23 protein-coding genes and 2 pseudogenes are annotated in these 26629 nt (G+C 65.3%); 12 read left to right on the forward strand and 13 right to left on the reverse strand.

The annotated features are described in order from the left end of the window. Positions 1–416 precede the first annotated feature (416 nt). The 7 genes from pcaC to pcaR all read right to left on the reverse strand — a co-directional run bounded on the left by pcaC (position 417) and on the right by pcaR (position 8373). Positions 417–809 carry a 4-carboxymuconolactone decarboxylase gene (gene pcaC, locus RAM80_RS11930; RefSeq protein WP_027976947.1) on the reverse strand — a complete coding sequence of 131 codons (393 nt, stop codon included), beginning with the start codon at positions 807–809 and terminating at the stop codon, positions 417–419. 17 nt (positions 810–826) lie between these two features. Then, entirely contained in the window at positions 827–1621 is a 795-nt protein-coding gene (gene pcaD / locus RAM80_RS11935; protein WP_416426709.1) for a 3-oxoadipate enol-lactonase, read from the reverse strand. Positions 1622–1632: 11 nt separating this feature from the next. Continuing rightward, positions 1633–2997 (reverse strand): 3-carboxy-cis,cis-muconate cycloisomerase, encoded by a 1365-nt coding sequence (locus tag RAM80_RS11940; RefSeq protein WP_416426710.1) that lies wholly within the window; start codon positions 2995–2997, stop codon positions 1633–1635. A 48-nt stretch (positions 2998–3045) separates the two neighbouring features. Further along, complete coding sequence (locus RAM80_RS11945; RefSeq protein ID WP_416426712.1) at positions 3046–4335, reverse strand: MFS family transporter; 1290 nt, start codon at positions 4333–4335, stop codon at positions 3046–3048. A gap of 135 nt (positions 4336–4470) precedes the next feature. Beyond that, a complete protein-coding gene (pcaF, locus tag RAM80_RS11950) occupies positions 4471–5676 on the reverse strand; it encodes a 3-oxoadipyl-CoA thiolase (protein ID WP_416426713.1) in 1206 nt (401 codons plus the stop codon). Between the two features lie 241 nt (positions 5677–5917). Then, entirely contained in the window at positions 5918–7264 is a 1347-nt protein-coding gene (locus tag RAM80_RS11955) for an MFS transporter (RefSeq protein WP_416426714.1), read from the reverse strand. A 266-nt stretch (positions 7265–7530) separates the two neighbouring features. Beyond that, positions 7531–8373: a pca regulon transcriptional regulator PcaR gene (pcaR, locus tag RAM80_RS11960; RefSeq protein WP_416426716.1), complete on the reverse strand. Its 843-nt coding sequence runs from the start codon at positions 8371–8373 to the stop codon at positions 7531–7533. Positions 8374–8953: 580 nt separating this feature from the next. On the opposite strand from pcaR, the gene RAM80_RS11965 reads away from it, so the two are divergent. Both RAM80_RS11965 and RAM80_RS11970 read left to right on the forward strand, forming a co-directional pair. After that, on the forward strand, positions 8954–9154 hold the full coding sequence (locus RAM80_RS11965; RefSeq protein ID WP_416427463.1) for a hypothetical protein: 201 nt from the start codon (positions 8954–8956) through the stop codon (positions 9152–9154). 301 nt (positions 9155–9455) lie between these two features. Continuing rightward, positions 9456–10928 carry an inorganic phosphate transporter gene (locus tag RAM80_RS11970; protein ID WP_416426717.1) on the forward strand — a complete coding sequence of 491 codons (1473 nt, stop codon included), beginning with the start codon at positions 9456–9458 and terminating at the stop codon, positions 10926–10928. A gap of 160 nt (positions 10929–11088) precedes the next feature. On the opposite strand, the gene RAM80_RS11975 is transcribed toward RAM80_RS11970, so the two are convergent. Continuing rightward, complete coding sequence (locus RAM80_RS11975; protein WP_416426718.1) at positions 11089–12558, reverse strand: helicase HerA-like domain-containing protein; 1470 nt, start codon at positions 12556–12558, stop codon at positions 11089–11091. Positions 12559–12708: 150 nt separating this feature from the next. Between RAM80_RS11975 and RAM80_RS11980 the strand changes: the two are divergent. The 3 genes and pseudogenes from RAM80_RS11980 to RAM80_RS11990 all read left to right on the forward strand — a co-directional run. Then, a pseudogene (locus RAM80_RS11980) lies at positions 12709–13563 on the forward strand (cache domain-containing protein); the annotation flags it as partial. A gap of 58 nt (positions 13564–13621) precedes the next feature. Further along, entirely contained in the window at positions 13622–14377 is a 756-nt protein-coding gene (locus tag RAM80_RS11985) for a DUF2334 domain-containing protein (protein ID WP_416426719.1), read from the forward strand. Beyond that, the gene (locus RAM80_RS11990; RefSeq protein WP_416426721.1) at positions 14374–15369 is read left to right on the forward strand and encodes a lysylphosphatidylglycerol synthase transmembrane domain-containing protein; all 996 of its coding nucleotides are present in this window, start codon (positions 14374–14376) and stop codon (positions 15367–15369) included. The genes RAM80_RS11985 and RAM80_RS11990 overlap by 4 nt, the downstream gene beginning before the upstream one ends. A gap of 113 nt (positions 15370–15482) precedes the next feature. Here the strand turns inward: RAM80_RS11990 and RAM80_RS11995 are convergent, their stop codons facing one another. Together RAM80_RS11995 and purU are read right to left on the reverse strand one after the other, a co-directional pair. Beyond that, complete coding sequence (locus RAM80_RS11995; protein ID WP_416426722.1) at positions 15483–15641, reverse strand: hypothetical protein; 159 nt, start codon at positions 15639–15641, stop codon at positions 15483–15485. 27 nt (positions 15642–15668) lie between these two features. Then, on the reverse strand, positions 15669–16520 hold the full coding sequence (purU, locus tag RAM80_RS12000) for a formyltetrahydrofolate deformylase (RefSeq protein ID WP_416426723.1): 852 nt from the start codon (positions 16518–16520) through the stop codon (positions 15669–15671). 313 nt (positions 16521–16833) lie between these two features. Here purU and mvaT point away from each other — a divergent pair, with 313 nt between their 5' ends. Then, the gene (gene mvaT / locus RAM80_RS12005) at positions 16834–17214 is read left to right on the forward strand and encodes a histone-like nucleoid-structuring protein MvaT (protein WP_416426725.1); all 381 of its coding nucleotides are present in this window, start codon (positions 16834–16836) and stop codon (positions 17212–17214) included. 78 nt (positions 17215–17292) lie between these two features. Here the strand turns inward: mvaT and sbcB are convergent, their stop codons facing one another. Continuing rightward, entirely contained in the window at positions 17293–18873 is a 1581-nt protein-coding gene (gene sbcB / locus RAM80_RS12010) for an exodeoxyribonuclease I (RefSeq protein ID WP_416426727.1), read from the reverse strand. On the opposite strand from sbcB, the gene RAM80_RS12015 reads away from it, so the two are divergent. From RAM80_RS12015 to RAM80_RS12040, 6 genes and pseudogenes are all read left to right on the forward strand, one after another. Further along, a complete protein-coding gene (locus tag RAM80_RS12015; RefSeq protein ID WP_416426729.1) occupies positions 18872–19597 on the forward strand; it encodes an RDD family protein in 726 nt (241 codons plus the stop codon). The genes sbcB and RAM80_RS12015 overlap by 2 nt on opposite strands. Then, on the forward strand, positions 19594–20571 hold the full coding sequence (locus RAM80_RS12020) for a stage II sporulation protein M (RefSeq protein ID WP_416426731.1): 978 nt from the start codon (positions 19594–19596) through the stop codon (positions 20569–20571). Before RAM80_RS12015 ends, RAM80_RS12020 begins: the two co-directional genes overlap by 4 nt. Further along, positions 20558–22081: a DUF4129 domain-containing protein gene (locus RAM80_RS12025; RefSeq protein WP_416426733.1), complete on the forward strand. Its 1524-nt coding sequence runs from the start codon at positions 20558–20560 to the stop codon at positions 22079–22081. The genes RAM80_RS12020 and RAM80_RS12025 overlap by 14 nt, the downstream gene beginning before the upstream one ends. Further along, positions 22078–23238: a DUF4350 domain-containing protein gene (locus RAM80_RS12030; protein WP_416426735.1), complete on the forward strand. Its 1161-nt coding sequence runs from the start codon at positions 22078–22080 to the stop codon at positions 23236–23238. Before RAM80_RS12025 ends, RAM80_RS12030 begins: the two co-directional genes overlap by 4 nt. Positions 23239–23298: 60 nt before the next feature. After that, a pseudogene (locus tag RAM80_RS12035) lies at positions 23299–24278 on the forward strand (AAA family ATPase); the annotation flags it as partial. Continuing rightward, positions 24278–25609, forward strand: coding sequence for a DUF58 domain-containing protein (locus RAM80_RS12040; RefSeq protein ID WP_416427464.1), 1332 nt, complete (start codon positions 24278–24280; stop codon positions 25607–25609). The pseudogene RAM80_RS12035 and the gene RAM80_RS12040, both read left to right, overlap by 1 nt. 84 nt (positions 25610–25693) lie before the next feature. Here the strand turns inward: RAM80_RS12040 and RAM80_RS12045 are convergent, their stop codons facing one another. Next, positions 25694–26035 carry a PilZ domain-containing protein gene (locus RAM80_RS12045; RefSeq protein WP_416426737.1) on the reverse strand — a complete coding sequence of 114 codons (342 nt, stop codon included), beginning with the start codon at positions 26033–26035 and terminating at the stop codon, positions 25694–25696. A gap of 169 nt (positions 26036–26204) precedes the next feature. After that, complete coding sequence (locus RAM80_RS12050) at positions 26205–26579, reverse strand: tetratricopeptide repeat protein (protein ID WP_416426739.1); 375 nt, start codon at positions 26577–26579, stop codon at positions 26205–26207. Positions 26580–26629 lie beyond the last annotated feature (50 nt).

Here is a 26629-nt window from a genome sequence, read left to right on the forward strand (position 1 = left end):
CACAAAATATCTGACAGTCCCTCCGACCATCGTGAACATATCCATTACCAAGGGTGATGCAGAATCACCTTTTCGGCCTTACGCCGACTCACTTTTTGTCAAACGCCACAAAAAGTAAGCAAAAAAGGCTTGCCCCTGCTTGGTCCCTACGCTTCGCTGCGGGTCCCCTCCCTCCGGCGTCGCCCAAGCGGCCGACGGCCCGGAATAGAAGCGCCTCCGGTTCCGTCTTCCCCGGCTACGCCGTGGACCGCTTGGCCGCCGCCTCCAGTCGGCCCTGGCGCTTTATGGGGCACACAATCAAGATCAAAGGCCGCACGGGATCAAGATCAAAAGCCGATAGTGTTGGTGGCTGCCAACAGCGAATAAAAAAGGGCGATGATTTCTCATCGCCCTTTTTGCATTTCAATGCCTCGCGCTTATTCGCGCGACTCAACGCCCAACTCATCCCACACCGACTCCGCCAGGTGGAACGTAGCGTTAGCCGCCGGAATACCACAGTAGATCGCGCTCTGCATCAGCACTTCCTTGATCTCCGCGCGGGTCACGCCGTTGTTGGCCGCAGCACGCAGGTGCAGCTTCAACTCTTCATTGCGGTTCATGCCGATCAGCATGGCAATGGTGATCAGGCTGCGGGTGTGACGCGGCAGGCCCGGACGGGTCCAGATGTCACCCCAGGCGTGGCGGGTGATCATTTCCTGGAACTCACCGTTGAACTCGGTGATGTTGGTCAGGCTGCGGTCCACGTGGGCGTCGCCCAGCACCGCGCGGCGAACTTTCATGCCTTCGTTGTAGCGTTCTTTCTCGTCCACGGATGACTCCTCGACTATCAGTGTTTGGCCAGCAGGAAATCCAGCACGCGCTGGGTGAAGGGTTCGCCAACCTGCACGTTGGACAGGTGCGCCGCATAGAACTCGGCGTATTCGGCGCCCTTGATGTGTTCTTGCAGGAAGCGACCGTCGGCCGGGGTGGTGACCGCGTCGCCGGTGCCGGCGATGACCAGGGTCGGCACCTTGATGGCGCCCAGTTGCTCGCGGAAGTCGGCGTCACGCACCGCGCCGCAGTTGGCCGCGTAGCCCTGGGGCGAGGTGGCAGCCAGCATGTCGGTGATGCGCTTGGCTTCGGCCGGGTTGGCTTCGGCGTAGTCAGGGGTGAACCAGCGCGCGATGGAAGCGTCGCGCAGGGAGACCATGGCCGCCTGGCCGTCGCGCAGGACCATTTCGATGCGCGGGTTCCACACGTCGGGGTTGCCGATCTTGGCCGCGGTGTTGCAGACGATCAGGCGGTGCAGGCGCTCGCTGGCATTGATGCCGAGCCATTGGCCGATCAGGCCGCCCATGGACAGGCCGCAGAAATGCGCGCGCTCGATGTGCAGGGCGTCCAGCAGGGCAATCACGTCGCCGCCCAGTTGCTCGATGCTGTACGGGCCCTCGGTAACCAGGGAACCGCCGTGGCCGCGAGTGTCATAGCGCAACACGCGGAAATGCTGGGTCAGGCCGGCGATCTGCGTGTCCCACATTTCCAGGGACGTGCCCAGGGAGTTGGACATCACCAGCACCGGCGCGTCAGCCGGGCCATCGAGTTGGTAGTTCAGTTCACCATCAGCGAGTTGAATCTTGCCCACAACGGTTCTCCTCAGGCACTAAAACGGGAATGTTCAGCCACGGCACGCTCGACCCAGGTTTGTGCCTGGCCCAAGTAGTGCGCGGGGTCGAGCAGACGATCAAGCTCGTCCGCGGAAAGTTCGGCGGTCACCTTCGGCTCGTCGCCGAGCACGGCGCGCAGGTGGCGCTTTTCGGCCACGGCGCGCTTGCAGCACTGCTCCAGCAGATGGTGCGCGGCGTCGCGGCCCAGGCGCTGGGCCAGGACGATACTGACCGCTTCGGCCAGCACCAGGCCCTGGGTCAGGTCGAGGTTCTTGAGCATGCGCGCGGCGTCCACTTCCAGGCCGTCGGCGAACAGCTGGGCCTGCTCCAGGGCGCCGGCCACCAGGCAGCAGATCTCCGGCAGGGTGTCCCACTCGGCGTGCCACAGGCCCAGGCTGCGCTCGTGCTCCTGGGGCATGGCGGCGAACATGGTGGAGACCAGGCCCGGCACGCGGGTAGCGGCGCCGATCAGCACGGCGGCGCCCACCGGGTTGCGCTTGTGCGGCATGGTCGACGAGCCACCCTTGCCCGGCGCCGAGGGTTCGAAGACTTCGGCGGCCTCGGTCTGCATCAGCAGGCTGACGTCGCGGCCCAGCTTGCCCAGGCTGCCGGCGACCAGGCCCAGCACCGAGGCGAATTCCACCAGGCGGTCGCGCTGGGTGTGCCAGGGCTGCTCGGGCAGGGTCAGTAGCAGCTCATGGGCCAGGGCTTCAGCCACGGGCATGGCGTTGTCACCCAGTGCCGCCAGGGAACCGGAAGCGCCGCCAAATTGCAGCACCAGCAGGCGCGGCTTGAGTTCTTGCAGGCGTTGGCGGCTGCGGGTGACCGCACCCAGCCAGCCAGCTATTTTCATGCCCAGGGTCACGGGCGTGGCGTGTTGCAGCCAGGTGCGGCCCGCCAGTGGCGTGGCCTTGTAGCGCTCGGCCTGACGCGCCAAGGAGTCGCCCAGGGTGGCGAGGCGGGCTTCCAGCAGCTGCAGCGCATCGCGCAATTGCAGCACCAGGCCGGTGTCCATCACGTCCTGGCTGGTGGCACCCAGGTGCACGTAGCGCTCGGCTTCCGGCGCCTGGCTGGCGATCTGCTTGCCGAGCATTTTCACCAGCGGAATGGCCGAGTTGCCGGCGCTGCAAATGGCCTGGCCCAGCGCCTGGTAATCGTAGCGAGAGGCCTGGCAGGCCGCCTCGATCGGCGCCACCGCTTCAGCAGGAATCACCCCGGCGCGGGCCTCGGCACGGGCCAGGCCTGCTTCGAAATCCAGCATGCCCTGCACGCGGCCACGGTCGCTGAAAATGTCGCGCATGGCATCGGCGCTGAAGTAGGCGTCGAACAGTTGGTTGCTCGGTCTCTCGCTCATAAACCTTCCTTAAAGGCGCGCGCCCGTGTCAGGCGCGCGCTGGCTGGATCAGTGATCGTGATGCAGGTACGACGGCTGCTTGGGCAGGCGCAGGCTGAACAGGAAGGCGATGGCCATCATGATCGTCACGTACCAGTAGAACGCGTTTTCGTTGCCGCCGGTCTTGAAGCTCAGGGCGACGAATTCCGCCGAACCGCCGAAAATGGCGTTGGCCACGGCGTAGGCCAGGCCCACGCCCAGGGCGCGCACCTGGGGCGGGAACATCTCGGCTTTGACCAGGCCGCTGATCGAGGTGTAGAAGCTGACGATGGCCAGGGCCAGGGTAATCAGCACGAACGCCAGGAACGGGCTGGTCACGGTTTTCAGCACCAGCAGGATCGGCAGGGTGAACAGCGTGCCCAGGGCGCCGAACCACAGCATCGAGGCGCGACGGCCGATCTTGTCGGCGAGCATGCCGAACAGCGGCTGCATGCACATGTACAGGAATAGCGCGCCGGTCATGACGAAGCTGGAGGTCTTGGCGGTCATGCCCGCGGTGTTCACCAGGTACTTCTGCATGTAGGTGGTGAAGGTGTAGAAGATCAGCGAGCCGCCGGCGGTGTAGCCCAGCACGGTGATGAAGGCCGGGGTGTGGTTGCGGAACAGCCCGACGATGCTGCCGGCGTCCTTGTCCTTGCGGGTCTCGGCGCTGGTGGTTTCCTTCAGGGTGCGACGCAGCAGCAGCGAGATCACCGCGGCGATGGCGCCGACCACGAACGGAATGCGCCAGCCCCAGGCACGCAGTTCGTCCTCGCTGAGCACTTGCTGCAGGATTACCACTACCAGCACAGCCAGCAATTGGCCGCCGATCAGGGTCACGTACTGGAACGAGGCGAAGAAGCCACGCTGGCCACGCAGGGCCACTTCACTCATATAGGTAGCGGTGGTGCCGTATTCGCCGCCCACCGACAGGCCCTGGAACAGGCGCGCCAACAGCAGCAGGGCCGGGGCCCACAGGCCGATGCTTTCATAGCCTGGCAGGCAGGCGATCACCAGCGAACCGGCGCACATCATCAGCACCGAGATCATCATGGAGTTCTTGCGGCCGTGGCGGTCGGCCACGCGGCCAAAGATCCAGCCGCCGATGGGGCGCATCAGGAAGCCGGCCGCGAACACGCCTGCGGTGTTGAGCAACTGCACGGTGGCATCGGCGGACGGGAAGAAATGCGGTGCGAAGTAAATCGCGCAGAAGGCATACACGTAGAAGTCGAACCATTCGACCAGGTTGCCCGAGGAAGCGCCGACGATTGCAAAGATGCGTTTGCTCCGCTCTTCGCCGGTGTAGTGAGTTGTTGTCATGTTCTTATCACTCGTTAAGGTTGGTACTGGTAAGACATATACCGTAACAACCTCCCTCAACAAAACAATTACCCGAAAGCCCAGCGGCCTTGCGTGGAGGCCGATGGGCGTTTCGGGTAACCGGACTGCTCTGTATCAGACGCGTTCGATGGCCAGTGCCAGGCCTTGGCCAACGCCGACGCACATGGTCGCCAGGCCTTTCTTGCCGCCGGTTTTCTCCAGCTGGTGCAAGGCGGTCATGACGATGCGCGCGCCGCTCATGCCCAGCGGGTGGCCCAGGGCAATGGCGCCGCCGTTGGGGTTGACCTGTGGGGCGTCGTCGGCCAGGCCCAGTTCGCGCATCACTGCCAAACCTTGGCTGGCGAAGGCTTCGTTGAGTTCGATGACGTCGAAATCGTTGACCGCCACGCCCAGGCGCTCGATCAGCTTGCGTACCGCCGGCACCGGGCCGATGCCCATGACGCGCGGGGCAACGCCGGCGCTGGCCATGCCGAGCACCCGGGCACGTGGCTTGAGGCCGTGCTTCTTCACGGCTTCGGCCGAGGCCAGGATCAGCGCCGCAGCGCCGTCGTTGACGCCCGAGGCGTTGCCGGCGGTGACAGTCTTGTCCGGGCCGTTGACCGGCTTGAGCTTGGCCAGGGTTTCCAGGGTGGTGTCGGCGCGTGGGTGCTCGTCGGTGTCGACGATGGTCTCGCCCTTCTTGTGGGCAACACGCACGGGCACGATTTCCTCGGCGAAGTAGCCGGCGGCCTGGGCGGCGGCGGTGCGCTGTTGGCTGCGCACGGCGAAGGCGTCCTGGTCGGCGCGCGAAACCTTGTAGTCGTCGGCGACGTTGTCGGCGGTCTGGGGCATGGCGTCCACGCCGTACTGGGCCTTCATCAGCGGGTTGATGAAGCGCCAGCCGATGGTGGTGTCTTCCAGCTTCATGTTGCGCGAGAACGCCGCGTCAGCCTTGCCCATCACGAACGGGGCGCGGGACATGGACTCGACGCCGCCGGCGATGGCCAGCTCCATTTCGCCGCTGGCGATGGCGCGGAAGGCAGTGCCGATGGCGTCCATGCCCGAGGCGCACAGGCGGTTCAGGGTAACGCCAGGGATGGACTCGGGCAGGCCGGCCAGCAGCAGCGCCATGCGCGCCACGTTGCGGTTGTCTTCGCCGGCCTGGTTGGCGCAGCCCAGGAACACTTCGTCCACCGCGTTCCAGTCCACTTGCGGGTTGCGTTCGATCAGGGCCTTGATGGGCGCAGCCGCCAGGTCATCGGCACGCACGGTGGACAGGCCACCGCCAAAACGGCCGATGGGGGTGCGAATCGCGTCGCAGATGAATACTTCACGCATCAATCTTCTCCTGGTAACGGGCCGTGAGCGGTGGCAGCTCAGAATAAAAAAAGGCGCGAGGGGCACGCCGGAATGGGTAGCAGAGTAAGCTGCCGAATTTGTTGAAACAATCCGATAATCGACCTTGTGTGCGATCACCGAACCAATCCTTGCCTTGCTATGCACTTTGTGGGAGCTGGCTTGCCAGCGAGCTTTGGGGCCTCGAAAAGCTCGCTGGCAAGCCAGCTCCCACAAGAATCAACACTCAGGTCGCGTCAGCGTGGCTGACCATGCCTTTGATGACCACGGCCGTGGTGGCCAGCGCCGCCGGGATCACCAACGCGGTCAGCACCTGTTCGAAGTTCCAGCCCAGGCCCAGCAGGGTCGCGCCCATCCAGGCACCCAGAATGGCGCCGAAGCGGCCGATGCCCAGCATCCACGATACGCCGGTAGCGCGGCCCTGGGTGGGGTAGAAACGCGCGGCCAGCGATGGCATCGCCGATTGCGCGCCGTTCACGCACATGCCCGCCACCAGCACCAGGGTCGCCAGCACGGTGATGTGGCCCAGGCTCTGGCCCACGGCGTAGGCAAACACGCCGGCCAGCAGGTAGAAGGTGCCGATGACCTTGTGCGGGTTGAAGCGGTCCATGGCCCAGCCCACGCCCACGGCGCTGAGCACGCCGCCGAACTGGAACAGCGCGCCGATGAAGGCGGCCTGCTCCATGCTGGCGCCGCTGTCACGCATCAGCGTCGGCAGCCAACTGGTCAGCAGGTAGACAATCACCAAGCCCATAAAATAGGTCAGCCACAGCAGCAGGGTGCCGGCGCTGTAGGTGCCCGAGAAGATCACCGCCAGCACGTTGCGGCCCTTCACGGTCTTCTGTTCCGGCACGCTGAAGCTGCCCGCCTCGGCCACCACCGCCGGGGCGATGGGCGCTAGGGTCTTGCGGATGCGGTCGGTGCCGCGGTTGCGCACCACCAGGAAGCGCGCCGATTCAGGCAGCCACACCAGCAGCACCACGCCCAGCACGATCGGCAGCAGGCCGCCCACCAGCAGCAGGCTGTGCCAGCCGTAGGCCGGGATCAGCTTGGCGGAGATGAAACCGCCGCCTGCCATGCCCAGGTTGAAGCCGCAGAACATGCTGGTGACCAGCAGCGAGCGGAAGCGCTCGGGCGTGTACTCGGACAGCAGCGTGGTGGCGTTGGGCATGCCGGCGCCCAGGCCCAGGCCGGTGAGGAAACGCAACACCAGCAACTGGTCGACGTTACCGCTGTAGGCCGACGCCAGGCTGAAGGCACCGAACAGCAGCACGGCGCCGACCAGCACCACCTTGCGGCCGAAGCGGTCGGCCAGCGGGCCGGAGCCCAGGGCGCCGAACACCATGCCGATCAGCGCGGCGCTCATCACCGGGCCGAGGCTGGCGCGGTCGATGCCCCAGTCCTGGGACAGCGCCGGGGCGATGAAGCCCATGGCGGCGGTGTCCAGGCCATCGAGGAAGACAATCAGGAAGCACAGGATGACCACTCGCCATTGGTAGCGAGACAGCGGCTGGGCGTTGATGAAGGACTGCACATCGAGGCAGTTCCCTACAGCGGTTTGGGGACGATTCATTATTTTTATTTCCGCAAGAGACGCGCAAGCGCACGTATGCAGGCACGGGGCCGCATATTCAAAAGAATAGCTGAAAGGGGGGTCAGGCTCCGCAGGATCGCAGGCGCACGAAGGGGATCGGAGTCATGGGGTCAACCTCTGCACTTTATTATTGGAAGGGTCGAGTCGGGCTCGACCTGTGCGGGCGACATTAATCAGCAGCGCTGCGCGGCGCAATTCGACAAACGTGGATCTGTGCGTTTATCGAACAGCAACCGCTGGGTGGCTCAGGAGAACAATTGCGCGCTGAGGCCGCGGCTGGCGTTGAGCATGATCGGCAGGATGCGCTGTTCAAGGTCGGTGCGGCTGGCACGGCCGGCGTGGGTGCTGACGTTCAGCGCGGCCAGCACCTGGCCCGAGGCGTCGTACACCGGCACGGCGATGGAGCGCAGGCCCTGCTCCAGTTCCTGGTCGACGATGCACCAGCCCTGCTGGCGCACCAGCTGCAGGCATTCGAGCAGCGCTTCGCGCGAGGTCAGGGTGCGGCTGGTCTTGGGCTGCAGCTCGACGTGGTCGAGGTAGTCCTTGAGGGTCACGTCGTCCAGTGCCGCCAGCAGGATGCGGCCCATGGACGTGCAGTAGGCCGGCAGCCGCCCGCCCACCGCCAGGTCCACCGAGATCAACCGCTGGGTGGTGGCGGAACGGGCGATATAAAGGATGTCGTCGCCTTCCAGGGTAGCCATGTTGCAGGCCTCGTGCAGTTGCTCGCTCATGCTGTCCAGGTACGGCTGGGCGGTAACCGCCAGCGGCGTGGACGACAGGTAGGCGTGGCCCAGGGTCAGCACCTTGGGCAGCAGCGAATAGGTGCGCCCGTCGGTGGTGGCATAGCCCAGCTTGATCAGCGTGTGCAGGCAGCGGCGCACGGCTGCACGAGGGATCTCGGTGCGGTGGCTGATCTGGGCGATGGTCAGGTGGCGCTTGCGCTCCTGGAACGCCTGCACCACGGCAAGCCCGCGCGCCAGCGAGGTCATGAAGTCCGGATCGCCGGCGAAGGCCTGGATACGCTTGGCCGGCGACGCCACGATGGGCGGGGCCAGTGAAGTGAATGAATTGCGCAGTTGATCGTTCATTCCGGGTCCTTTGCATGGTCAATCAGTACGACGGGCACCGCTGCCTGAGAAAAAAGCGTTCCCGAAGGGCGATTATCGAACGATTGGCCGATAATCGCAATTGACGATTCGACGGGTTGCTTATACCTTTTCACTGCCACCATGTGGCTTCTTGGAGAGACTGGTCAGGTACCCACCAAAGAAGTCCCAGGCACGGCCTTGCCCAGGCAAGGCCGTTTTTCTTTCCTTGCGGCTGCCCTGGTATGCCCGAAGGCATCTTGCAACAGCGTTGTTGTTCAAACCGTTGTTTATCGCCGTAACAAAAAACACACGAAACTTGCAGATACGTCGTTACCGTGCCGATAGTGTTATCTGCACGGGTTGCTATAATATTTTCCGTAAGCCTCGTGATAGTTTAGTTCACGGCGGCAAACACCTTGCCTGGGCCACCCCACCCCGCCCATGCATGTCCGGCACCCCACTGCCGGCCTCGACCAATAACCAGACTGTTGCTACGACAGCCCCCGTTCTGGTGACGTGGCCGCCTGCCCCTCGTGGCAGTGCGCAAACACCGGAATACAACGGACCATTAGGTAACAATGTGACGAAAGATGAACTGCGCGCGGAACTTGAGCGCCAGGAACAACGTTACAAGGAAGTTTACGGTGGCGAAGTCACCACTTACGCCGCCCAGCCCGAGCCGGAACGCAAGCCGTGGCGCAAGCGGGCCACCCTGCTCGACCAGGCGTTCGCCCAGGAAATCCAGAAAATCGAAAAGGATTTGAAAGGCGAGGAACCTTGACGCCTGATCGCACTCTGATGGCGTGCCCGGTGCGGCACGCATCATGACCGAGTGATGACTATCGGGTGACAGGGAAATTTCATACGCCCGTTTGAGGGTGCCTGAACAGGCGCTCGAGGTTGCGTTTTTCCCGCCAAAGCCCGCTGTTTAGCGGCCCCGCCCTGCCTGTAGCCACAGGCGGGAAGCGCTCGGTCGACCTGACCAAATTGTCGAAATTTGTTACCAGTGAGCAGCAGGGGCATCGATTTCCGGGGTTTTCTGGCATAATCGCGCCCCCTTATGACCGGGTCAGAAAACCTTCATGATTGATTTATTCCACGGAGTCGACGCCTGGGTACTGGTGAGCCTTTTCTTCGCTCTCGCCTTTGTCCTGGCTTTCGAGTTCATCAATGGCTTTCATGACACCGCCAACGCGGTCGCTACAGTCATTTATACCAAAGCCATGCCGCCACACCTGGCCGTGTTCTTTTCCGGCGCCTTCAACTTCCTGGGGGTGTTGTTTGGCGGCGTGGGCGTTGCCTACGCAATCGTTCACCTGCTGCCGGTCGAGCTGCTGATCAACGTCAACACTGGCCAGGGCCTGGCCATGGTGTTCTCGCTGCTGGCCGCCGCCATCGCCTGGAACCTGGGCACCTGGTACTTCGGCATTCCGTCGTCCAGCTCGCACACGCTGATCGGTTCTATCCTGGGCGTGGGCCTGGCCAACGCCATGATCAACCACATCCCGCTGGGCAAGGGCGTGAACTGGCAGAAGGCAATCGACATCGGCGCCTCGCTGGTGGTCTCGCCCATCGTCGGCTTCTTCCTGGCCGCCCTGGTGCTGATCGCGCTGAAGGCCTGGCGCCCGCTGTCGAACATGCACAAGACCCCTGACGAGCGCAAACGGACCGACTCCAAGAAGCACCCGCCGTTCTGGAACCGCCTGGTACTGGTGGTCTCGGCCATGGCCGTGAGCTTCGTGCACGGTTCCAACGATGGCCAGAAAGGCATCGGCCTGATCATGCTGGTGCTGATCGGCATCGTGCCGGCGCAGTTCGTGCTGGACCTGAGCAGCACCACCTACCAGATCGAACGCACCCGCGACGCCACCGTGCACTTGAGCCAGTTCTACAAGCGCAACGAAGCGACCCTGGGCGAGTACCTGGCCCTGGGCAAGGCCCAGAGCGGCGACCTGCCGGACCAGTTCCGCTGCGAGCCGCAGCAGACCGAGCCGACCATCAATGCGCTGATGACCACCCTCAACGGCGTGTCCGACTACCACACCCTGCCCGCCGAGAAGCGCATCGAAGTACGCCGCTACCTGCTGTGCCTGGATGACACCGCGCGCCAGGTCGGCAAGCTGCCGGCCCTGGATTCGCGTGAGAAGTCGGACCTGGAGAAACTGCGCAAGGACCTGACCACCACCACCGAATACGCGCCCTTCTGGGTCGTGGTTGCAGTGGCACTGGCCCTGGGCCTGGGCACCATGATCGGCTGGAAGCGCGTGGTGCTGACCATCGGCGAGAAGATCGGCAAGCAGGGCATGACCTACGCCCAGGGCATGTCGGCGCAGATCACCGCGGCGCTGTCGATTGGCCTGGCCAACGTCTTTGCCCTGCCGGTGTCGACCACCCACGTGCTGTCCTCGGGCGTGGCCGGCACCATGGTGGCGAACAAGAGCGGCCTGCAGGGCGGCACCATCAAGACCATCATGCTGGCCTGGGTGCTGACCCTGCCGGCGTCGATGGCGCTGGCGGCCGGGCTGTTCTGGCTGTCGTCGAAAGTCGTGGCGTAAAACCACCGCTGTTGAAAAAGGCGCCCCGGGGCGCCTTTTTCATGCCTGAAGCAAACCCGTAGCAGCGGCCGAAGGCTGCGTCCGGTTTCGCTGCGGCGTGCCGGGGAAAGCGCGGCGCCTTGGACGCGGCCTGCGGCCACTGCTACAGCGAACATCACGCTCAGCGGCGCTTCTTACCGCCCAACAACGACCCCATCAGCCCCCGCACCAACTCGCGCCCCAGCTGGTTCGCCGCCTGGCGCATGGCCGACTTCAACGCCTGCCCCGCTACCCCGCCCAGCAGTTCCCCGGCCTTGTCCGCCAGGCTCGGCTCTGTGGGCGCCGCTTCCTGGGGCGCCGGCGCCTTGCGTGCCAGCAGCATTTCATAGGCCGATTCCCGATCGATGGGCTGGTCATAACGCCCCGCCAGCGGCGAGGCGGCGATAATGGCCGCGCGCTCCGCTTCGCTCAACGGCCCGATGCGCGACTGCGGCGGCGCCACCAGCACGCGCTGGACCATGGCCGGGGTGCCCTTGTCCTGCAGGGTGCCCACCAGCGCTTCGCCGATGCCCAGTTCGGTCAGCACCACCAGGCTGTCGAACGCCGGGTTGGGACGAAAACCATCGGCCACCGCCTTCAGCGCCTTCTGCTCCTTGGCGGTGAACGCCCGCAGGCCGTGCTGCACGCGCAGGCCCAGCTGCGCCAGGACGTTGTCCGGCAGGTCGGCCGGCGACTGGGTAACGAAGTACACGCCCACGCCCTTGGAGCGGATCAACCGCACCACCTGTTCCAGGCGCTCCTGCAGCGCCTTGGGGGTGCCGGCAAACAACAGGTGCGCTTCGTCGAAGAACAGCGCCAGCAGTGGCTTGTCGGCGTCGCCGCGCTCGGGCAGCTGCTCGAACAACTCGGCCAGCAGCCACAGCAGGAAGGTCGCGTAGACCTTTGGCGCCTCGTGCACCAGGCGGCTGGCGTCCAGCAGGTGGATGCGCCCGCGGCCATCGGCGGCCGGTGCCAGCAGGTCCTGCAGTTGCAGCGCCGGCTCGCCGAACAGCGCTTCGGCACCTTGCTGTTCCAGGGTGGCCAGGCGCCGCAACAGGGCCTGGCTGGAGCCGGTGGTCATCAGCGCGCTGTCGTCGCCCAGCACCTGGGGGTTGTCGCGCAGGTAACCCAGCAGCGCTTTCAAATCTTTAAGGTCCAGCAACAGCAGGCCATCGCGGTCGGCCACCTTGAACGCCGCGTACAGCGCCGCCTGCTGGCTGTCGGTGAGTTCCAGCAGGCTGCCCAGCAACAACGGCCCCATCTCGCTCAAGGTGGTACGCAGCGGGTGGCCGCTGTGGCCGTGCACATCCCACAGGGTCACCGGGTAGGCCTGGGGCCGATGCTGCAGCCACGGCATGCCGGCGATGCGCTCGGCGATCTTGCCGCTGGGCGCACCCGCCGCGCCCAGGCCGCACAGGTCGCCCTTGATGTCGGCGGCGAACACCGCCACCCCGGCGTCGCTGAAACCTTCGGCCAGGCGCTGCAAGGTGACGGTCTTGCCGGTGCCGGTGGCGCCGGCGATCAGGCCGTGACGGTTGGCCAGGCGCAGGTCCTGGCCCAGGGGCTGGCCGGCCTGGTCGGCCCCGATGAGCAATTGCGCAACGTCAGGCATTTCGTCACCTCGCTTAAGTTTTCTCGCGCCGCAGTCGATATAGCGGGTGGAAGACCCAAACTTTAAAAAACGTTCGCCCCGCCTTTTAGGGATGAAGGCACTGCTTAATCCACCTGCCCCGAATTAAGACCTTAGCGGATCGTATCCCCCATGAATAAAAACCTGAGATTCAGCCACAAGATTCTCATCGCGGCCTCGCTTATCGTGCTGGCCGCCTTTGCGTTGTTCACCTTGTATAACGATTACCTGCAACGCAATGCGATCCGCAAGGACCTGGAAAGCTACCTGCATGAGATGGGCGACGTCACTTCGACCAACATCAGCAACTGGCTGGGCGGCCGTATCCTGCTGGTGCAGAACGTGGTGGAAAACATCCGCCTGAACCCGGAGCCGGCCAACGTCAACCGCGTGCTGGAACAACCGACGCTCAACAACAACTTCCTCAATATTTACCTGGGCGATCCCCAGGGCAACTTCTATAACAAGCCAGAAGCCACCATGCCCGCTGGCTATGACCCGCGCGTACGGCCCTGGTACAAAAGCGGCCTGGCGACCAGTGGCCCACTGCTGACCGAACCCTACATCGACATGAGCACCGGCAAGCTGGTGATCTCCATCGTGCAGGCGGCCAACCAGGGCAACGCCAACCTGGGCGTGGTGGGCGGCGACCTGAGCCTGGACACCATGGACAAGATCATCCGCTCGCTGGACTTCGGCGGCATGGGCCATGCGTTCCTGGTGAGTGCCGACGGCAAGATCCTGGTACACCCCAACCGCGACCTGGTGATGAAGACCCTCAACGACATGGCACCGGGCAGCGACCTGAAGCTCGACAGCGCCCTGCATGAAGTGGAGATCGGCGGCAAGACGCGCATCGTCACCTTCGCCCCGGTCAAGGGCCTGCCCTCGGTGAACTGGTACATCGGCCTGTCCGTGGACAAGGACAAGGCCTTTGCCATGCTGTCGCAGTTCCGCACCTCGGCGATGATCGCCACCGTGGTGGCCGGGCTCCTGGAACATTACCGCGCGGTGCTTGGCACCAGCGCCCGCAAGGTGGTTCGCCATGGCTGATGTGTTATTGGTGCTGCACGACGTGTCCCCGCAAAGCTGGGAAGACTACAAGCCCTTCGTTGACGCGGTCGATGCCCTGGGCGACATACCCATGACCCTGCTAGTGGTGCCGGACTTCCATCACCACAACCACTTGCACAACTTCCCCGCCTTCCGGCGCATGATGGACCTGCGCCTGGCCCGCGGCGACGAACTGGCGTTGCACGGCTTCTACCACGCCGACGACGGCCCCATGCCGCACACCCCGCGCGAGTATTTCATGCGCCGGGTGTACACCTGGGAAGGCGAGTTCTACCAGCTGTCGGAGGCCGACGCGCTGATGCGCCTGGAAGCGGGCCTTGAAGTGTTCGCCCGCAACGACTGGCCGGTCGAAGGTTTCGTTGCCCCGGCGTGGCTGATGAGCGAAGGCACCCGCCGCGCCTTGCAACGGTTACCCCTGAGCTATACCAGTGGTCCGCAACACCTGTATCGGCTGCCCGATTTCACCGAGATCCAGGCTCCGGGCCTGGTGTGGAGCGCCGGCAGCGCCTGGCGCCGCGGCCTGTCCAAGGTGCTCAGCGACTGGCGCGAGCAGCAGTGGCAGCAGGCTTCGTGCATACGCCTGGGCTTGCACCCGGTGGACATGCGTCATGATTATTCGCGACAGTACTGGCTGGACACCCTGCAACGCCTGCTGCAACAGGGGCGCCAGCCGTTGACCAAGCTGGCCTGGGTGCAACGCCAGGCCGTCGCCCGCCGCGCCGCATGAAACGCTGGCTGTGGCTGGCGGCAGCCATCGCGGTCGCGGTGCTGATCCCGCTGTGGCTGGGCGGTGCCGACATGCTGGGGCGGCTGCAACGCTTCCCGCCGCTGTTGTGGCTCGCCATGTTCGCCATGATCGGCCTGTGCTGGTGCATCAACGCCCTGCGCCTGCGCCTGTTGCTGGGCGCCCTGGCGGACCGGCTGACCCTGCGGCGCTGCCTGGGCACGGTGATGGCCACCGAGTTCGCCATCTGCGCCAGCCCCGGTGGCAGCGGCGGGCCGCTGACGCTGCTGGCGTTGCTGGGCCGCTTCGGCGTGCGGCCGGCGCGAGCCAGCGCGGTGTTCGCCATGGACCAGCTCAGCGACCTGGCCTTCTTCCTGTGCGCGCTGGCCGGAATATTTTTCTACGCGCTGTTTCATCACCTCAACCATGGCCTGCAATGGCTGCTCACCCTCAGTGCCCTGCTGATGCTGGGCGCAGCGGCCCTGGGCCTGGCGCTGGTGCGCTGGCATCGCCAGGTCATTCGCTGCAACGGCCAGGTGCTGCGCCGCCTCGGCGTGGGCGCGGCCAAGCGCCGACGCTGGGCGCGCAAGCTGCTGCGCTTCCTCGAGGCGTTCGCCGACACCTGCAAACTGCCACGGCCGGTGCTGGCCAAGGTCTTCCTGTTGACCTGCCTGCACTGGGGCGTGCGCTACAGCGTGCTGTACCTGGCGTTGCGCGGGCTGGGGGCGGACGTAGAGTGGGCGTGGACGTTCCTGATCCAGATGCTGTCGCTGAGTGCTGGCCAATTCAGCCTGCTGCCCGGCGGGGCCGGCGCGGCCGAGCTGACCTCGGCGGCGCTGCTGGCGCCCATGGTGGGCAAGGCCAGCGCGGCGGCGGCGATCCTGATCTGGCGGGTGGTGACCTATTACTTTTACCTGATTGCCGGCGGCCCGGTGTTCGCCACCATGGTCGGCGGCCCGCTGCTGCGCCGCCTCAAACACCGCCCAACCCCGTAGCAGCTGCCGCAGGCGGCGTCCGGCAGCGCCGCGGTGTGCCTGGGCGTGCGCGGTGCCTGCAGACGCGGCCTATGGCCGCTGCTACGTGGCGTCCGGCGCGGATGCGGTGGTTTTCAAGGGGGTTCGGGGTGGGTTTGCTCCCACAAGGCCTCGGCACCGGGGAACTCGGTGCCGTCCTCGTCGCTCAGGGCGTCGGGGTCATAACGGGCCAGGCAGCCCTCGCCCAGGGTGGGCGGGGGCGTGGCAGCCGCCTTGTCGCGGGGGTCGCTCATGGGGCTGCCTCGCTGCTCACGCAAGCGTCAGTTGAACACCACGGTCTTGTTGCCGTGCACCAGCACGCGGTCTTCCAGGTGGTAGCGCAGGCCACGGGCCAGCACCATCTTCTCGACGTCACGGCCGAACCGCACCATGTCCTCGATGCTGTCGCTATGGCTGACGCGCACCACGTCCTGTTCGATGATAGGCCCGGCGTCCAGTTCCTCGGTCACGTAGTGACAAGTGGCGCCAATCAGCTTCACGCCGCGCAGGGAGGCCTGGTGGTACGGCTTGGCGCCAACGAACGACGGCAGGAAGCTGTGGTGAATATTGATGACCTTCTGCGCGTATTCCTGGCACAGCTGCGGCGGCAGGATCTGCATGTAGCGGGCCAGCACCACCACGTCGGCCTGGTGATGGTTGACCAGGCGTGACACTTCGGCGAACGCCGGCTGCTTGTCCTGCGGGTTCACCGGCACGTGGTAGTAAGGAATGCCGTGCCACTCGACCATGCTGCGCAGGTCATCGTGGTTGGAGATCACGCAGGCGATCTCGCAGTCCAGCTCGTCGCTGTGCCAGCGGTGCAGCAGGTCAGCCAGGCAGTGGGACTCGCGGCTGGCCATCAGCACCACGCGCTTCTTCTGTTCAGTGTCGGTGATACGCCACACCATGGAGAACTCTTCGGCGATGGGCGCGAACGCCTCGCGGAAAGCTTCTATGCCAAATGGCAGGGTGTCGGCACGGATCTCGTGACGCATGAAGAACCAGCCACTCTGGTCGTCGGAGTGGTGGCTTGCTTCATTGATCCAGCCGTTATGGGAAGCCAGGAAATTACTGACTTTGGCAACAATGCCAACGCGGTCCGGGCAAGCGATAACCAGCCGAAAAGTGCGCATGAGGGAAAACTCCAAGACTTCGCAAAGGCGGCTATTCTAGCGGACACTCGAGGAAACTGCAGTATTCGTTGCATCGGCAGGCTACCGGCGCCTGCATATCCCTGCATCGATAAGGGTTATCCCCTGGCCACCGACGCGATCGCCAGCGATATCGGCGTATTACTGACCGTTCAAACTTAAATAGCTACCATTGGTCACGATTAAAATAACGTCATTTGTGAAGGCATCGGCGCTTTAATGTTTACTTGATCAAAAGCTATGACTATTATTGAGCCAAGTATCCCTGACACACAGCATTCACAAGGTCCTGCTCATGTCCCTGATCAACGAATACCGCGCCACAGAAGAAGCCATCAAAGAACTGCAAGCTCGTTTGAAGAACCTGTCGCAAGACGACAAACTGCAAACCGAGCTGGAATTCGAAGGCAAACTGCGTACCCTGATGGGCGAATATCAGAAATCCCTGCGTGACATCATCGCGCTGCTGGATCCTGAAGCCAAGCTGAACAAGGCTCCACGTGGCGCCGCCGTTAAAGTCACCGGCACCAAGCGCGCTCGTAAAGTTAAGCAATACAAAAACCCGCACAACGGTGAAGTCATCGAAACCAAAGGTGGCAACCACAAGACCCTGAAAGAGTGGAAAGCCAAGTGGGGCGGCGACGTCGTCGAAGGCTGGGCAACTCTGCTGGGCTAATTGATTCCGCCCGGGCCGTTCGATTCGCATAAAAAACGCCAGCTGATAGCTGGCGTTTTTTATGCCCGTAACAAAGTGTTATAGGCCCAGCCGTGCTTGCAACCCGGCCACGTGGGTTTGCCACTGGGCCAGCACCTGCGCCTGCGCCGGCGTGGCCTGGGGCTGCCATTGCGCCAGGGCCTGGGCGAAGCCTTCGAGGGTATTGGGCGCGCCCCATGACTGATCGGTCAAACGCCGGCGGCAGAAGTCTGCCCATGCCTGGCGCTCTTCTTCGTTCAACGTATCAGGGAAGTTACGTGCCCGATAGCGGAACAATAATTCGGGCAGCCGCTCATCATCGAACATCCAGTTTTCCAGCGCCAGTTGATGCGGATCCAGTGTCCGCACCCGCTCACATAAGCGCCGGTCACGATCACCGATAAAGCCATCGTATAACTGTTGCTCCGGATCGCTGACCGTGCTGAAGGCTTCCTCGCCATACACGCTCGCGAGTTTGTCCCGCCATTGTGCCTGGCCCTGAGTCAACTGCTCGGCGCGTTGCAGATAAAGGGCCATATCCAATTGCAGGCGTTGCCGATCTTCCTCGCGCACTACCGCCAACGGCGCCAACACCGGGCAGCGATTGACATGCAACAGCTTCAGCGGGACCGGCAATTGCCCTTCGGGCATTTCATCGCGGCGGGTGTACAGGCGCTGAAGCAAAACTTCCGCGGGTTCGTCCAACAATGGCCGTGGATCAAAATGCAGATCGCAGACAATCAGCGCATTTTTATTACGGGGGTGCCAGGCCAACGGCAGCACCACGCCCAAATAATTGCGCTCGGCGGAAAAGCGTCCGGAAATATGTACCAACGGCTGTAACCAGCGAACCTGATCCAGCACTTTGGTTTTACTGCGCAGCTGATACAACCAGTTATACAATTTGGGTTGTCGATCGCGAATCAGGCGTGCAAGCGCAATAGTGGCCCGTACGTCGGACAATGCATCGTGGGCCTGGCCATGATCAATGCCGTTGGCCGCGGTCAGCAACTCCAGCTTCATGCTGACCCGCCCGTCCACCTGCGGCCAGACGATGCCCTCGGGGCGCAGGGCATAGGCCGTGCGCACCACGTCGATCAGGTCCCAGCGGGTGTTGCCGCCCTGCCACTCCCGAGCGTAGGGGTCGAAGAAGTTGCGGTAGAGGCTGTAGCGGGTAACTTCGTCATCGAAGCGCAAGGTGTTGTAGCCGGCGCTGCAGGTGCCGGCGCGGGCCATCTGGTCGTTGACCCGGGTCATGAACTCGGCCTCGCACAGGCCACGTTCGGCCAGGCGCTGGGGGGTGATGCCGGTGATCACGCAGGCAGCCGGGTGCGGCAGGATATCGTCGCTGGGCTGGCAATAGAGGTTGATCGGCTCGTCGATCTCGTTGAGGTCGGCATCGGTGCGAATACCGGCGACCTGCAGGGCGCGGTCACTGCGCGGGTTGATGCCGGTGGTTTCGTAGTCGTACCAGAAAATGCTGGAGTTCACGGGGTGTTCCTGTGCACAAAGTCGGCAAAGTCTAGGCGTTAGCGGCCAGCGGGACCAGCCATGCATGAATGTCAGGTTGCTTCGGCCCCCCAGGGTAGCTAGGATCGGAAGGCACGCAGTCAACATCGGCCCCGCACCCAAGGCATCCATGCCCCACACCACAGCGACGCGACGGAATGCAATGCTGGTCCCGCCAGTGGACACCCGCTACCAGATCGAAACCCCCGAAGGCATTGACCTGAGCCTGCGCCCGGCCGGGTTGGTGGTGCGCAGCCTGGCGTTCGCCATCGACCTGCTGTTGCGCGGCCTGCTGCTGGGCGTGCTGTTTACTGTGCTGGTGTGGCTGGGCAGCCTGGGCGTGGGGCTGGGCGCCATGCTGCTGTTCCTGGTGAACTGGTGGTACATGGTGCTGTTCGAGGTGTTCAACCAGGGCCGTTCGCCCGGCAAACAGGCCATGGGCCTGCGGGTGGTGGAGGACGACGGCACGCCCATCGGCTGGTCGGCCTCGCTGCTGCGCAACCTGCTGCGGGTGGTGGACATGCTGCCGTTCGGCTATTTCCTGGGCGCTATCAGCTGCCTGCAACACCCCGCGTTCAAACGCCTGGGCGACCTGGCGGCGGGCACCTTGGTGGTGTACCGCGACCAACCGAACCTGCGCCCGCGCCTGCCGGCCGCCGAGGCCATTGCCGCGCCCTTCGCCCTGACCCTCACCGAGCAGCGTGCGCTGCTGAGCCTGGCCGAGCGCCAGGACGAGCTGTCCGCCGAGCGCCTCGCCGAACTGGCCGCCATCGCCGCGCCCAGCCTCGACGTCAGCCCGGCCATGGCCATGGCACGCATCAACGGCATCGCCCGTGGCCTGCTGGGGCCAACATGAAGCAGAGCCAATTCGAACAGCTGCACCAAGCCCAGTGGCTGGCCTTCGAACACCTGCTGACGCTGCTGGAGCATGGCAAGTCGCGCCCCGAGGCCAGCGAGACCTTCGCCCAGGACTACCGGCGGCTGTGCCAGCACCTGGCTTTGGCGCAGGCGCGCGGCTACAGCAGCCACCTGGTGGACAGCCTGCAGCAGCTGGCCCTGCGCGGTCACCAGCAGCTGTATCGGCGCCGCCATGCGCTGGGGGCCAGCATCCTCGCCTTCGTGCTGGCCGGTTTTCCGCGGCTGGTGCGCCAGCAATGGCGCTTCGTGCTGCTGGCCTGCCTGGTGTTCTTTGGCAGTGTGCTGCTGACCGGGTTGCTGGTGTACGCCTTCCCCGACCTGGTCTACAACCTGATGGAGCCGGCCCGGGTGGCCCAGACCGAAGCCATGTACGACCCCGACCAGACCCGCCTGGGCCCCGCCGCGCAGCGGCTGGCCGGGCAGGACTGGATGATGTTCGGCTACTACATCATGAACAACATCGGCATTGCCTTCCAGACCTTCGCCAGTGGCCTGCTGCTGGGCCTCGGCAGCCTGTTTTTCCTGCTGTTCAACGGCCTGATGATCGGCGCCGTGGCCGGCCACCTCACCGAGATCGGCTACGTGCAGACCTTCTGGCCATTCGTCATCGGCCATGGCGCCTTCGAGCTCACGGCGATCGCCCTCTCCGGCGCCGCCGGGCTGAAGCTGGGCTGGGCGCTGGTGGCGCCGGGCCGGCTGAGCCGCAGCCAGGCGCTGCGTCAGGCCGCGGGCGTGGCTATCCAGCTGGTGTACGGGGTGATCGCCATGTTGCTGATCGCAGCGTTCATCGAAGCGTACTGGTCGTCGCGCACCGACTTCAGCGCGGTCACCAAATACACGGTGGGCGCCCTGCTGTGGCTGCTGGTGGGCATTTACCTGACCCTGGGTGGACGTCACCATGCGCCTGACTGACGCCAGCGTCGCGATTCGCCCGCGCAACACCTGGGAGGCCCTGGACCTGGGCGTGCTGCTGGCGCGCCGGCACCGGCGCCTGCTGATGCTCAGCTGGGCCATCGTCACACTGCCGGTGTTCGCCCTGCTGACCCTGCTGCTGTGGGACTCGCCGTCGCTGGCGATGTTTCTGTTCTGGTGGCTGAAGCCGCTGTTCGAGCGCCTGCCGCTGCACATTCTTTCCCAGGCGCTGTTCAGCGACCCGCCCACCCTGGGCGAGGCCTTGCGCCAATGGCCACGGCTGCTCAAGGTGCAGCTGTGGCCCAGCCTGTTGTGGCGGCGCCTGAGCCTGAGCCGCAGCTTCCACCTGCCGGTGCAGCAACTGGAGGGCCTGGACGGCATCGAGCGCCAGCGCCGCCTGGCAGTGCTCGACCCCCACGCCGGGCGCACCGCGCGCTGGTTGACCCTGGTGGGCATGCACCTGGAAGGCGCGCTATGGATTGGCCTGATCAGCCTGTTCTACCTCATGGTGCCGCAGCAGATGGAGGTGGAGTGGAGCTGGCGGCGCCTGATCGAGGCAGCCAACGGCCAATGGCTGTGGGTGGAGCACCTGACCAACGCCTTCTACGCCCTGGTGCTGGTGTTGTGGGAGCCGATCTACGTGGCCTGCGGTTTCACCCTGTACCTGAACCGCCGCACGCAGCTGGAGGCCTGGGACATCGAACTGGTGTTGCGCGGCCTGCGCCAGCGCCTGGCCGGGGTGGCGCCGCTGTTGCTGGTGGCGGCCATGGGCGTGCTGGGCCTGGCCCCGCGCAGCGAAGCGGCACCGGCGCCGGCAGCCAACCCGTTCGACCAGCCACGCCTGGTGCACCAGGCCGTCACCAGCCAGGCCGCACGCCAGGACATCAAGACCCTCCTTGAGCAACCGCCGTTCAGCAACAAGCAGACCCTGCACCGCTGGCGGCTGGGCCAGCCGGATGAAGCCAAGCCTGCGCCCGTGGACCTCAAGCGCCTGCTGGAGCAACCCTGGCTGAAGCGGCTGGCGCAGTTCATGGAAGCGGCGCTGTGGAGCGCAGTGATCGCCGGCATCGCCCTGGTGGCCTGGCGCTACCGCAGTTGGCTGCGCACCTTCGTTAGCCGGCGCGCACCTGCGGCGCCTGCCCCAGCGCAGCTGCCCACGCAGCTATGGGGCCTGGCGGTGGGCGGCCACGACCTGCCCGACGACATCGCCGGCCACGCCCGCCAGCTGTGGGCCAGCAACCCGCGCGAAGCCCTGGGGCTGCTGTACCGTGGACTGCTCAACCGCCTGCTGCATGATTATCGCCTGCCCCTGCACGAGGCGGACACCGAGGGCCAGGTGCTGGCCAAGGTCGCCGGGCTGCACGACCCGGCCCTGGAGGCCTTCAGCCAGGTGCTGACCCGCCACTGGCAAGCCCTGGCCTACGGCCACCGCCTGCCCAGCGAGGCGCTGGCCATGCAGCTGTGCGACGACTGGAGCCAGTTGTTCAGCGCGCGCGGGGCACGGCCATGAACCGCCGCCGCGCCTGGCTGGTCGCCGTGCTGGTGCTGGTCGCCCTGGCGGCTGTCGGCTTCTACCTGGCCCGCCACCTGCACCCCTATGACGAAACAGTCGACCATGGCCCCTCGCCCGAGGCCCGCGCCAACCCCTGGCTGGCGGCCGAGACCTTCCTGCGCCAGCGGGGCTTGAAAGCCGACATGGCCAACGGCCTGGAAGTGCTGCAACACCTGCCCGGCCAAGGCCAGAGCCTGTTGCTGCTGGGCGACCGCGCAACCATGAGCGCGCGCCAGGCTGAGGACGTGCTGGCCTGGGTGCGCGGCGGTGGCCGCCTGCTGTTCGTGGCCGAGGCGCTCTGGGACGACGACAAGGCCATGAGCGGCGACCTGCTGCTCGATCGCCTGCAACTGCGGCAGTTCCTGGCGGCCGACCTGCCCGCCCTGCCCCAGCTCAAGCCCGATCCTTATCCACAGCTGACCAAGCTGTACCTGGAAAACGAGCAGGCACCGGCCTACTTCAGCTTCGACCCCGATTTCCACCTGGAAGACCCGGCCAACAAGGCCCAGTCCTGGGCCAACAGCAGCAACGCCACGCACCTGATGCAATTGCGCTACGGCGAGGGGCTGATCACCGTGGTCACCGACGCCGACCTGTGGACCAACGCCGCCATCCGCCGCTACGACAACGCCTGGCTGCTGTGGTACCTGAACCAGGGCACCGACGTGACCCTGGTGTTCCGCAGCGCCCGTGACAGCCTGGCCACCCTGCTGTGGCGCCACTACCCCCAGGCGCTGGCCAGCCTGGCGCTGCTGCTGGTGCTGGGCGCCTGGCACTTCGCCCTGCGCCATGGCCCCCTCACGCCGCCGCCGGCGCTGGCCCGCCGGCAGCTGCGCGAACACCTGCGGGCCACGGCCGCGTTCCTGCTGCGCAACGCCGGCCAGGACCGTCTGCTGCGCGCCCTGCAGCAGGACATACTGCGCCGCGCCCGGCGCCGCCATCCCGGTTTTGAACGCCTGGCCGTGGCCGAGCAGTGGCAGGTGCTGTCGCGCCTGACCCGCCAGCCCACCGCCGCCATCGGCCAGGCCCTGCGCCCGCCCTTGAAACAGCGCCTCGGCGCGGCCGAATTCAGCCGCCAGGTGGCCCACCTGCAAACCCTCAGGAATGCCCTATGAGCGACCCGACCCACGACGTCCACGACGAACGCGACCAGCCCGTGCCCGCACCGGCCAGCCAGTCCCCCGAACACCTGGCCCAACAGCGCCACCGCGCCAGCCTGCTGGCCCAGGCCCTGCGCACCGAGCTGGGCAAGGCGGTGATCGGCCAGCCGGCGGTGATCGAAGACGTGCTGACCGCGCTGATCGCCGGCGGCCACGTGCTGCTCGAAGGCGTGCCGGGGCTGGGCAAGACCCTGCTGGTGCGGGCCCTGGCGCGCTGCTTTGGCGGCGAGTTCACGCGCATCCAGTTCACCCCCGACCTGATGCCCAGCGACATCACCGGCCACGCCGTGTACGACATGCAGACCGAGCAGTTCAAGCTGCGCAAGGGCCCGTTGTTCACCCACCTGCTGCTGGCCGACGAGATCAACCGCGCCCCGGCCAAGACCCAAGCGGCGCTGCTGGAAGCCATGCAGGAACGCCAGGTGACCCTGGAAGGCCGCGCGCTGCCCATCGCCCAGCCGTTCATGGTGCTGGCCACGCAGAACCCGCTGGAGCAGGAAGGCACCTACCCGCTGCCCGAGGCCGAGCTCGACCGCTTCATGCTCAAGCTGCGCCTGGACTACCCGGACGCCGAGCAGGAGCTGGAAATGGTGCGCCAGGTGAGCCGTTCGGTGCGTGCCGACATGCTCGACGTGCAGCCGCTGCGCACCCTGTTGCAGACCAAGGACGTGGTGGCCCTGCAACGCATCGCCAGCGAGCTGCCGCTGGACGACCAGGTGCTGGACTACGCCGTGCGCCTGGCGCGCGCCACCCGCAGCTGGCCTGGCCTGTCCATCGGCGCCGGGCCGCGGGCGTCGATCGCGCTGGTGCGCGGTGGCCGCGCGCGCGCACTGCTACGCGGCGGCGATTTCGTCATACCCGATGACATCAAGGGCTGCGCCCTGGCGGTGCTGCGCCACCGGGTGCGGCTGTCGCCAGAGCTGGATATAGACGGCCTGTCGGTGGACCAGGTGCTGCGCCAGGTGCTCGACCAGGTGGCGGCGCCGCGCCTGTGATCAAACCGTCGCGGCTTCTGCTGGCCTGGCTCGGCGCGTTGCTGGTGGCCAACCTGATCCTGGGCAGCCTGGATGCCTGGGGCCTGGTGCTGCCCGAGGGGCTGCACAGCGTGGCCTGGGGCATGCTGCTGGCGTTGCTGCTGTTGGGCGCGCTGGACGCCTGGCGGGTGCACCGCCAGCCCTCGCCGCGCCTGCAGCGGCAGGTGCCGGGCAGCCTGCCGCTGGGCCGCTGGAGCGAGGTGCGGCTGGACATCAGCCATGATTTCGACCGGCCGCTGACCCTGCAGGTGTTCGACCACGTGCCCAACGGCCTGGGCTTCGACGCCCTGCCCCAGGCCATCGACCTGCAGCCGGGCCAGGACAGCCAGCTGGGCTACCGCCTGCGGCCGCTGCGCCGCGGGCATTTCCACTGGGAGCGCATCGAGGTGCTGCTGCCCAGCCCGCTGGGGCTGTGGTTGCAGCGCCGGTTCATCGCGGTGAGCGACAACACCCGGGTGTACCCCGACTTCGCCCGCCTCTACGGTGCGCGGCTGCTGGCGGTGGACAACCTGCTCAGCCAGTTGGGCGTGCGCCAGCGCCCCCGCCGTGGCCAGGGCCTGGAATTCAACCAGCTGCGCGAGTTTCGCGAGGGCGACGCCCTGCGCCAGATCGACTGGAAGGCCACCGCCCGCCAGCGCATGCCCATCACCCGCGAATACCAGGATGAGCGCGACCAGCAGATTATTTTCCTGCTCGACTGCGGCCGGCGCATGCGCAGCCAGGACGGCGAGCTGGCACACTTCGACCATGCTCTGAACGCCTGCCTGCTGCTCAGCTACGTGGCGCTGCGCCAGGGCGATGCCGTGGGGTTGTCGACCTTTGCCAGCGAACAACAGCGGCACCTGGCACCGGTGAAAGGCGCGGCGCAGCTCAACGTGCTGCTCAATGCGGTTTACGACCTGGACAGCAGCCAGGCCCCGGCCGACTACGCGGCAGCGGCCGAACGGTTGCTGGCGCGGCAGAAGCGCCGGGCGCTGGTGGTGCTGGTGACCAACCTGCGCGACGAGGACGATGACCAACTGCTGGGCGCGGTGCGCCGCATCGGCCGCCAGCACCGGGTGCTGGTGGCCAGCCTGCGCGAAGAAGTACTGGACGAACTGCGCCAGGCACCGGTGCAAACCTGGCAGCAGGCGCTGGGCTACTGCGGCACCATCGACTACCTCAACGCCCGCGCCCAGCTGCATGAGCGCCTGGGCGCCCACGGCATACCGGTGCTGGATGCGCGGCCGCAGGAACTGGGGGCGCAGTTGGTGACGCGCTACCTGAGCTGGAAGAAGGCGGGAACGTTGTAGGCCGGTTGGCGTGTGGGAGCTGGCTTGCCAGCGAGCTTTCCGGCCCTGACAACTCGCTGGCAAGCCAGCTCCCACATGAACGCGTCAGGCCGACTCGTTCATCGGGAAGCTGAAGTAATCACGCAACGCCACTACCAACTGCTCGTACTCGGCATTGGCATGCAGCAGCTGGAAGCCGGCGTCGTAGTGCCCTGGCGTCACGTCTTCGTGGCACCACAGGCAGGCCGCGGTCAGGTTGATCACCTGATCGGGTAGTTTGATCTGCAGTTCGAAATCCGGGCCAACCAGCAACGGCAGGTTGCTGATCAGCATCAATCCCTCTTCGTCGACATTGCCCAGGAATCCTATGGGCTGACCCGTGAAACGGTTGAAGACTTTCAGATAACACGGCAGCTGGTGACGCTCGATGCGGCGTTCGGTAAACATGTTCTCATCGCAGTTTAAAGATCACCGCCCATGATCTCACCCGGCCACCCCGGCTAAAAGTGAAGAACGACCAAGCGCCAGCCCACCCGACGAACAGTCTATGGGAGCTGCCTTGCCAGCGAGCTGTCGAGGCCACCAAAAGCTCGCTGGCAAGCCAGCTCCCACAGGGTCAGCGTGCAGCCTGGGGTTGCGCGGCGGCGACAGCACTGCGGTAATGCCCCAGCTGCTGCAAGGTGTCCAGTCGCGCGCGGGCGCGATAAGCGTATTCACTGTAAGGATACTGGGTGATGATGAACTCGTAGGTCTGGCCAGCGTCCAGGAACAGGTTCTGCCGTTCCAGGCACAGGCCACGCAACAGCGACACTTCTGGCTGCACGTATTGACGCGTGCGGCTGGTACGGTCGACCTGGGACAACTCCAGCATCACCTTGTTGCAGTTGCCGTAGTCGTACTGGCGGTACGCTTCGTCCAAGTGATGGTCCATCGACCAACGGGTACAACCGACGACACTGGCCGCCAGGGCTAAAACGATGAGGATTCGCATGGGTATCTCCTGTCCTGAGCGGTTTATCGACCAGGCCGCGGAATTCTTCA

This window comes from Pseudomonas sp. App30 (genome assembly GCF_047947025.1).
In the GTDB taxonomy this organism is placed as follows: domain Bacteria; phylum Pseudomonadota; class Gammaproteobacteria; order Pseudomonadales; family Pseudomonadaceae; genus Aquipseudomonas.

Coding starts and splice junctions, on each gene's coding strand:
- RAM80_RS11940 (WP_416426710.1), bottom strand. CDS start 2,997: ATGAGCGAGAGACCGAGCAACCAACTGTTCGACGCCTACTTCAGCGCC.
- RAM80_RS11995 (WP_416426722.1), bottom strand. CDS start 15,641: ATGAGCGACCCCCGCGACAAGGCGGCTGCCACGCCCCCGCCCACCCTG.
- RAM80_RS12045 (WP_416426737.1), bottom strand. CDS start 26,035: ATGTTTACCGAACGCCGCATCGAGCGTCACCAGCTGCCGTGTTATCTG.
- RAM80_RS11975 (WP_416426718.1), bottom strand. CDS start 12,558: ATGCCTGACGTTGCGCAATTGCTCATCGGGGCCGACCAGGCCGGCCAG.
- RAM80_RS11990 (WP_416426721.1), top strand. CDS start 14,374: ATGAAACGCTGGCTGTGGCTGGCGGCAGCCATCGCGGTCGCGGTGCTG.
- sbcB (WP_416426727.1), bottom strand. CDS start 18,873: ATGGATGCCTTGGGTGCGGGGCCGATGTTGACTGCGTGCCTTCCGATC.
- RAM80_RS12025 (WP_416426733.1), top strand. CDS start 20,558: ATGCGCCTGACTGACGCCAGCGTCGCGATTCGCCCGCGCAACACCTGG.
- RAM80_RS11985 (WP_416426719.1), top strand. CDS start 13,622: ATGGCTGATGTGTTATTGGTGCTGCACGACGTGTCCCCGCAAAGCTGG.
- mvaT (WP_416426725.1), top strand. CDS start 16,834: ATGTCCCTGATCAACGAATACCGCGCCACAGAAGAAGCCATCAAAGAA.
- RAM80_RS12030 (WP_416426735.1), top strand. CDS start 22,078: ATGAACCGCCGCCGCGCCTGGCTGGTCGCCGTGCTGGTGCTGGTCGCC.
- RAM80_RS11945 (WP_416426712.1), bottom strand. CDS start 4,335: ATGACAACAACTCACTACACCGGCGAAGAGCGGAGCAAACGCATCTTT.
- RAM80_RS12015 (WP_416426729.1), top strand. CDS start 18,872: ATGCCCCACACCACAGCGACGCGACGGAATGCAATGCTGGTCCCGCCA.
- pcaR (WP_416426716.1), bottom strand. CDS start 8,373: ATGAACGATCAACTGCGCAATTCATTCACTTCACTGGCCCCGCCCATC.
- RAM80_RS12020 (WP_416426731.1), top strand. CDS start 19,594: ATGAAGCAGAGCCAATTCGAACAGCTGCACCAAGCCCAGTGGCTGGCC.
- RAM80_RS12050 (WP_416426739.1), bottom strand. CDS start 26,579: ATGCGAATCCTCATCGTTTTAGCCCTGGCGGCCAGTGTCGTCGGTTGT.
- RAM80_RS11970 (WP_416426717.1), top strand. CDS start 9,456: ATGATTGATTTATTCCACGGAGTCGACGCCTGGGTACTGGTGAGCCTT.
- purU (WP_416426723.1), bottom strand. CDS start 16,520: ATGCGCACTTTTCGGCTGGTTATCGCTTGCCCGGACCGCGTTGGCATT.
- RAM80_RS11955 (WP_416426714.1), bottom strand. CDS start 7,264: ATGAATCGTCCCCAAACCGCTGTAGGGAACTGCCTCGATGTGCAGTCC.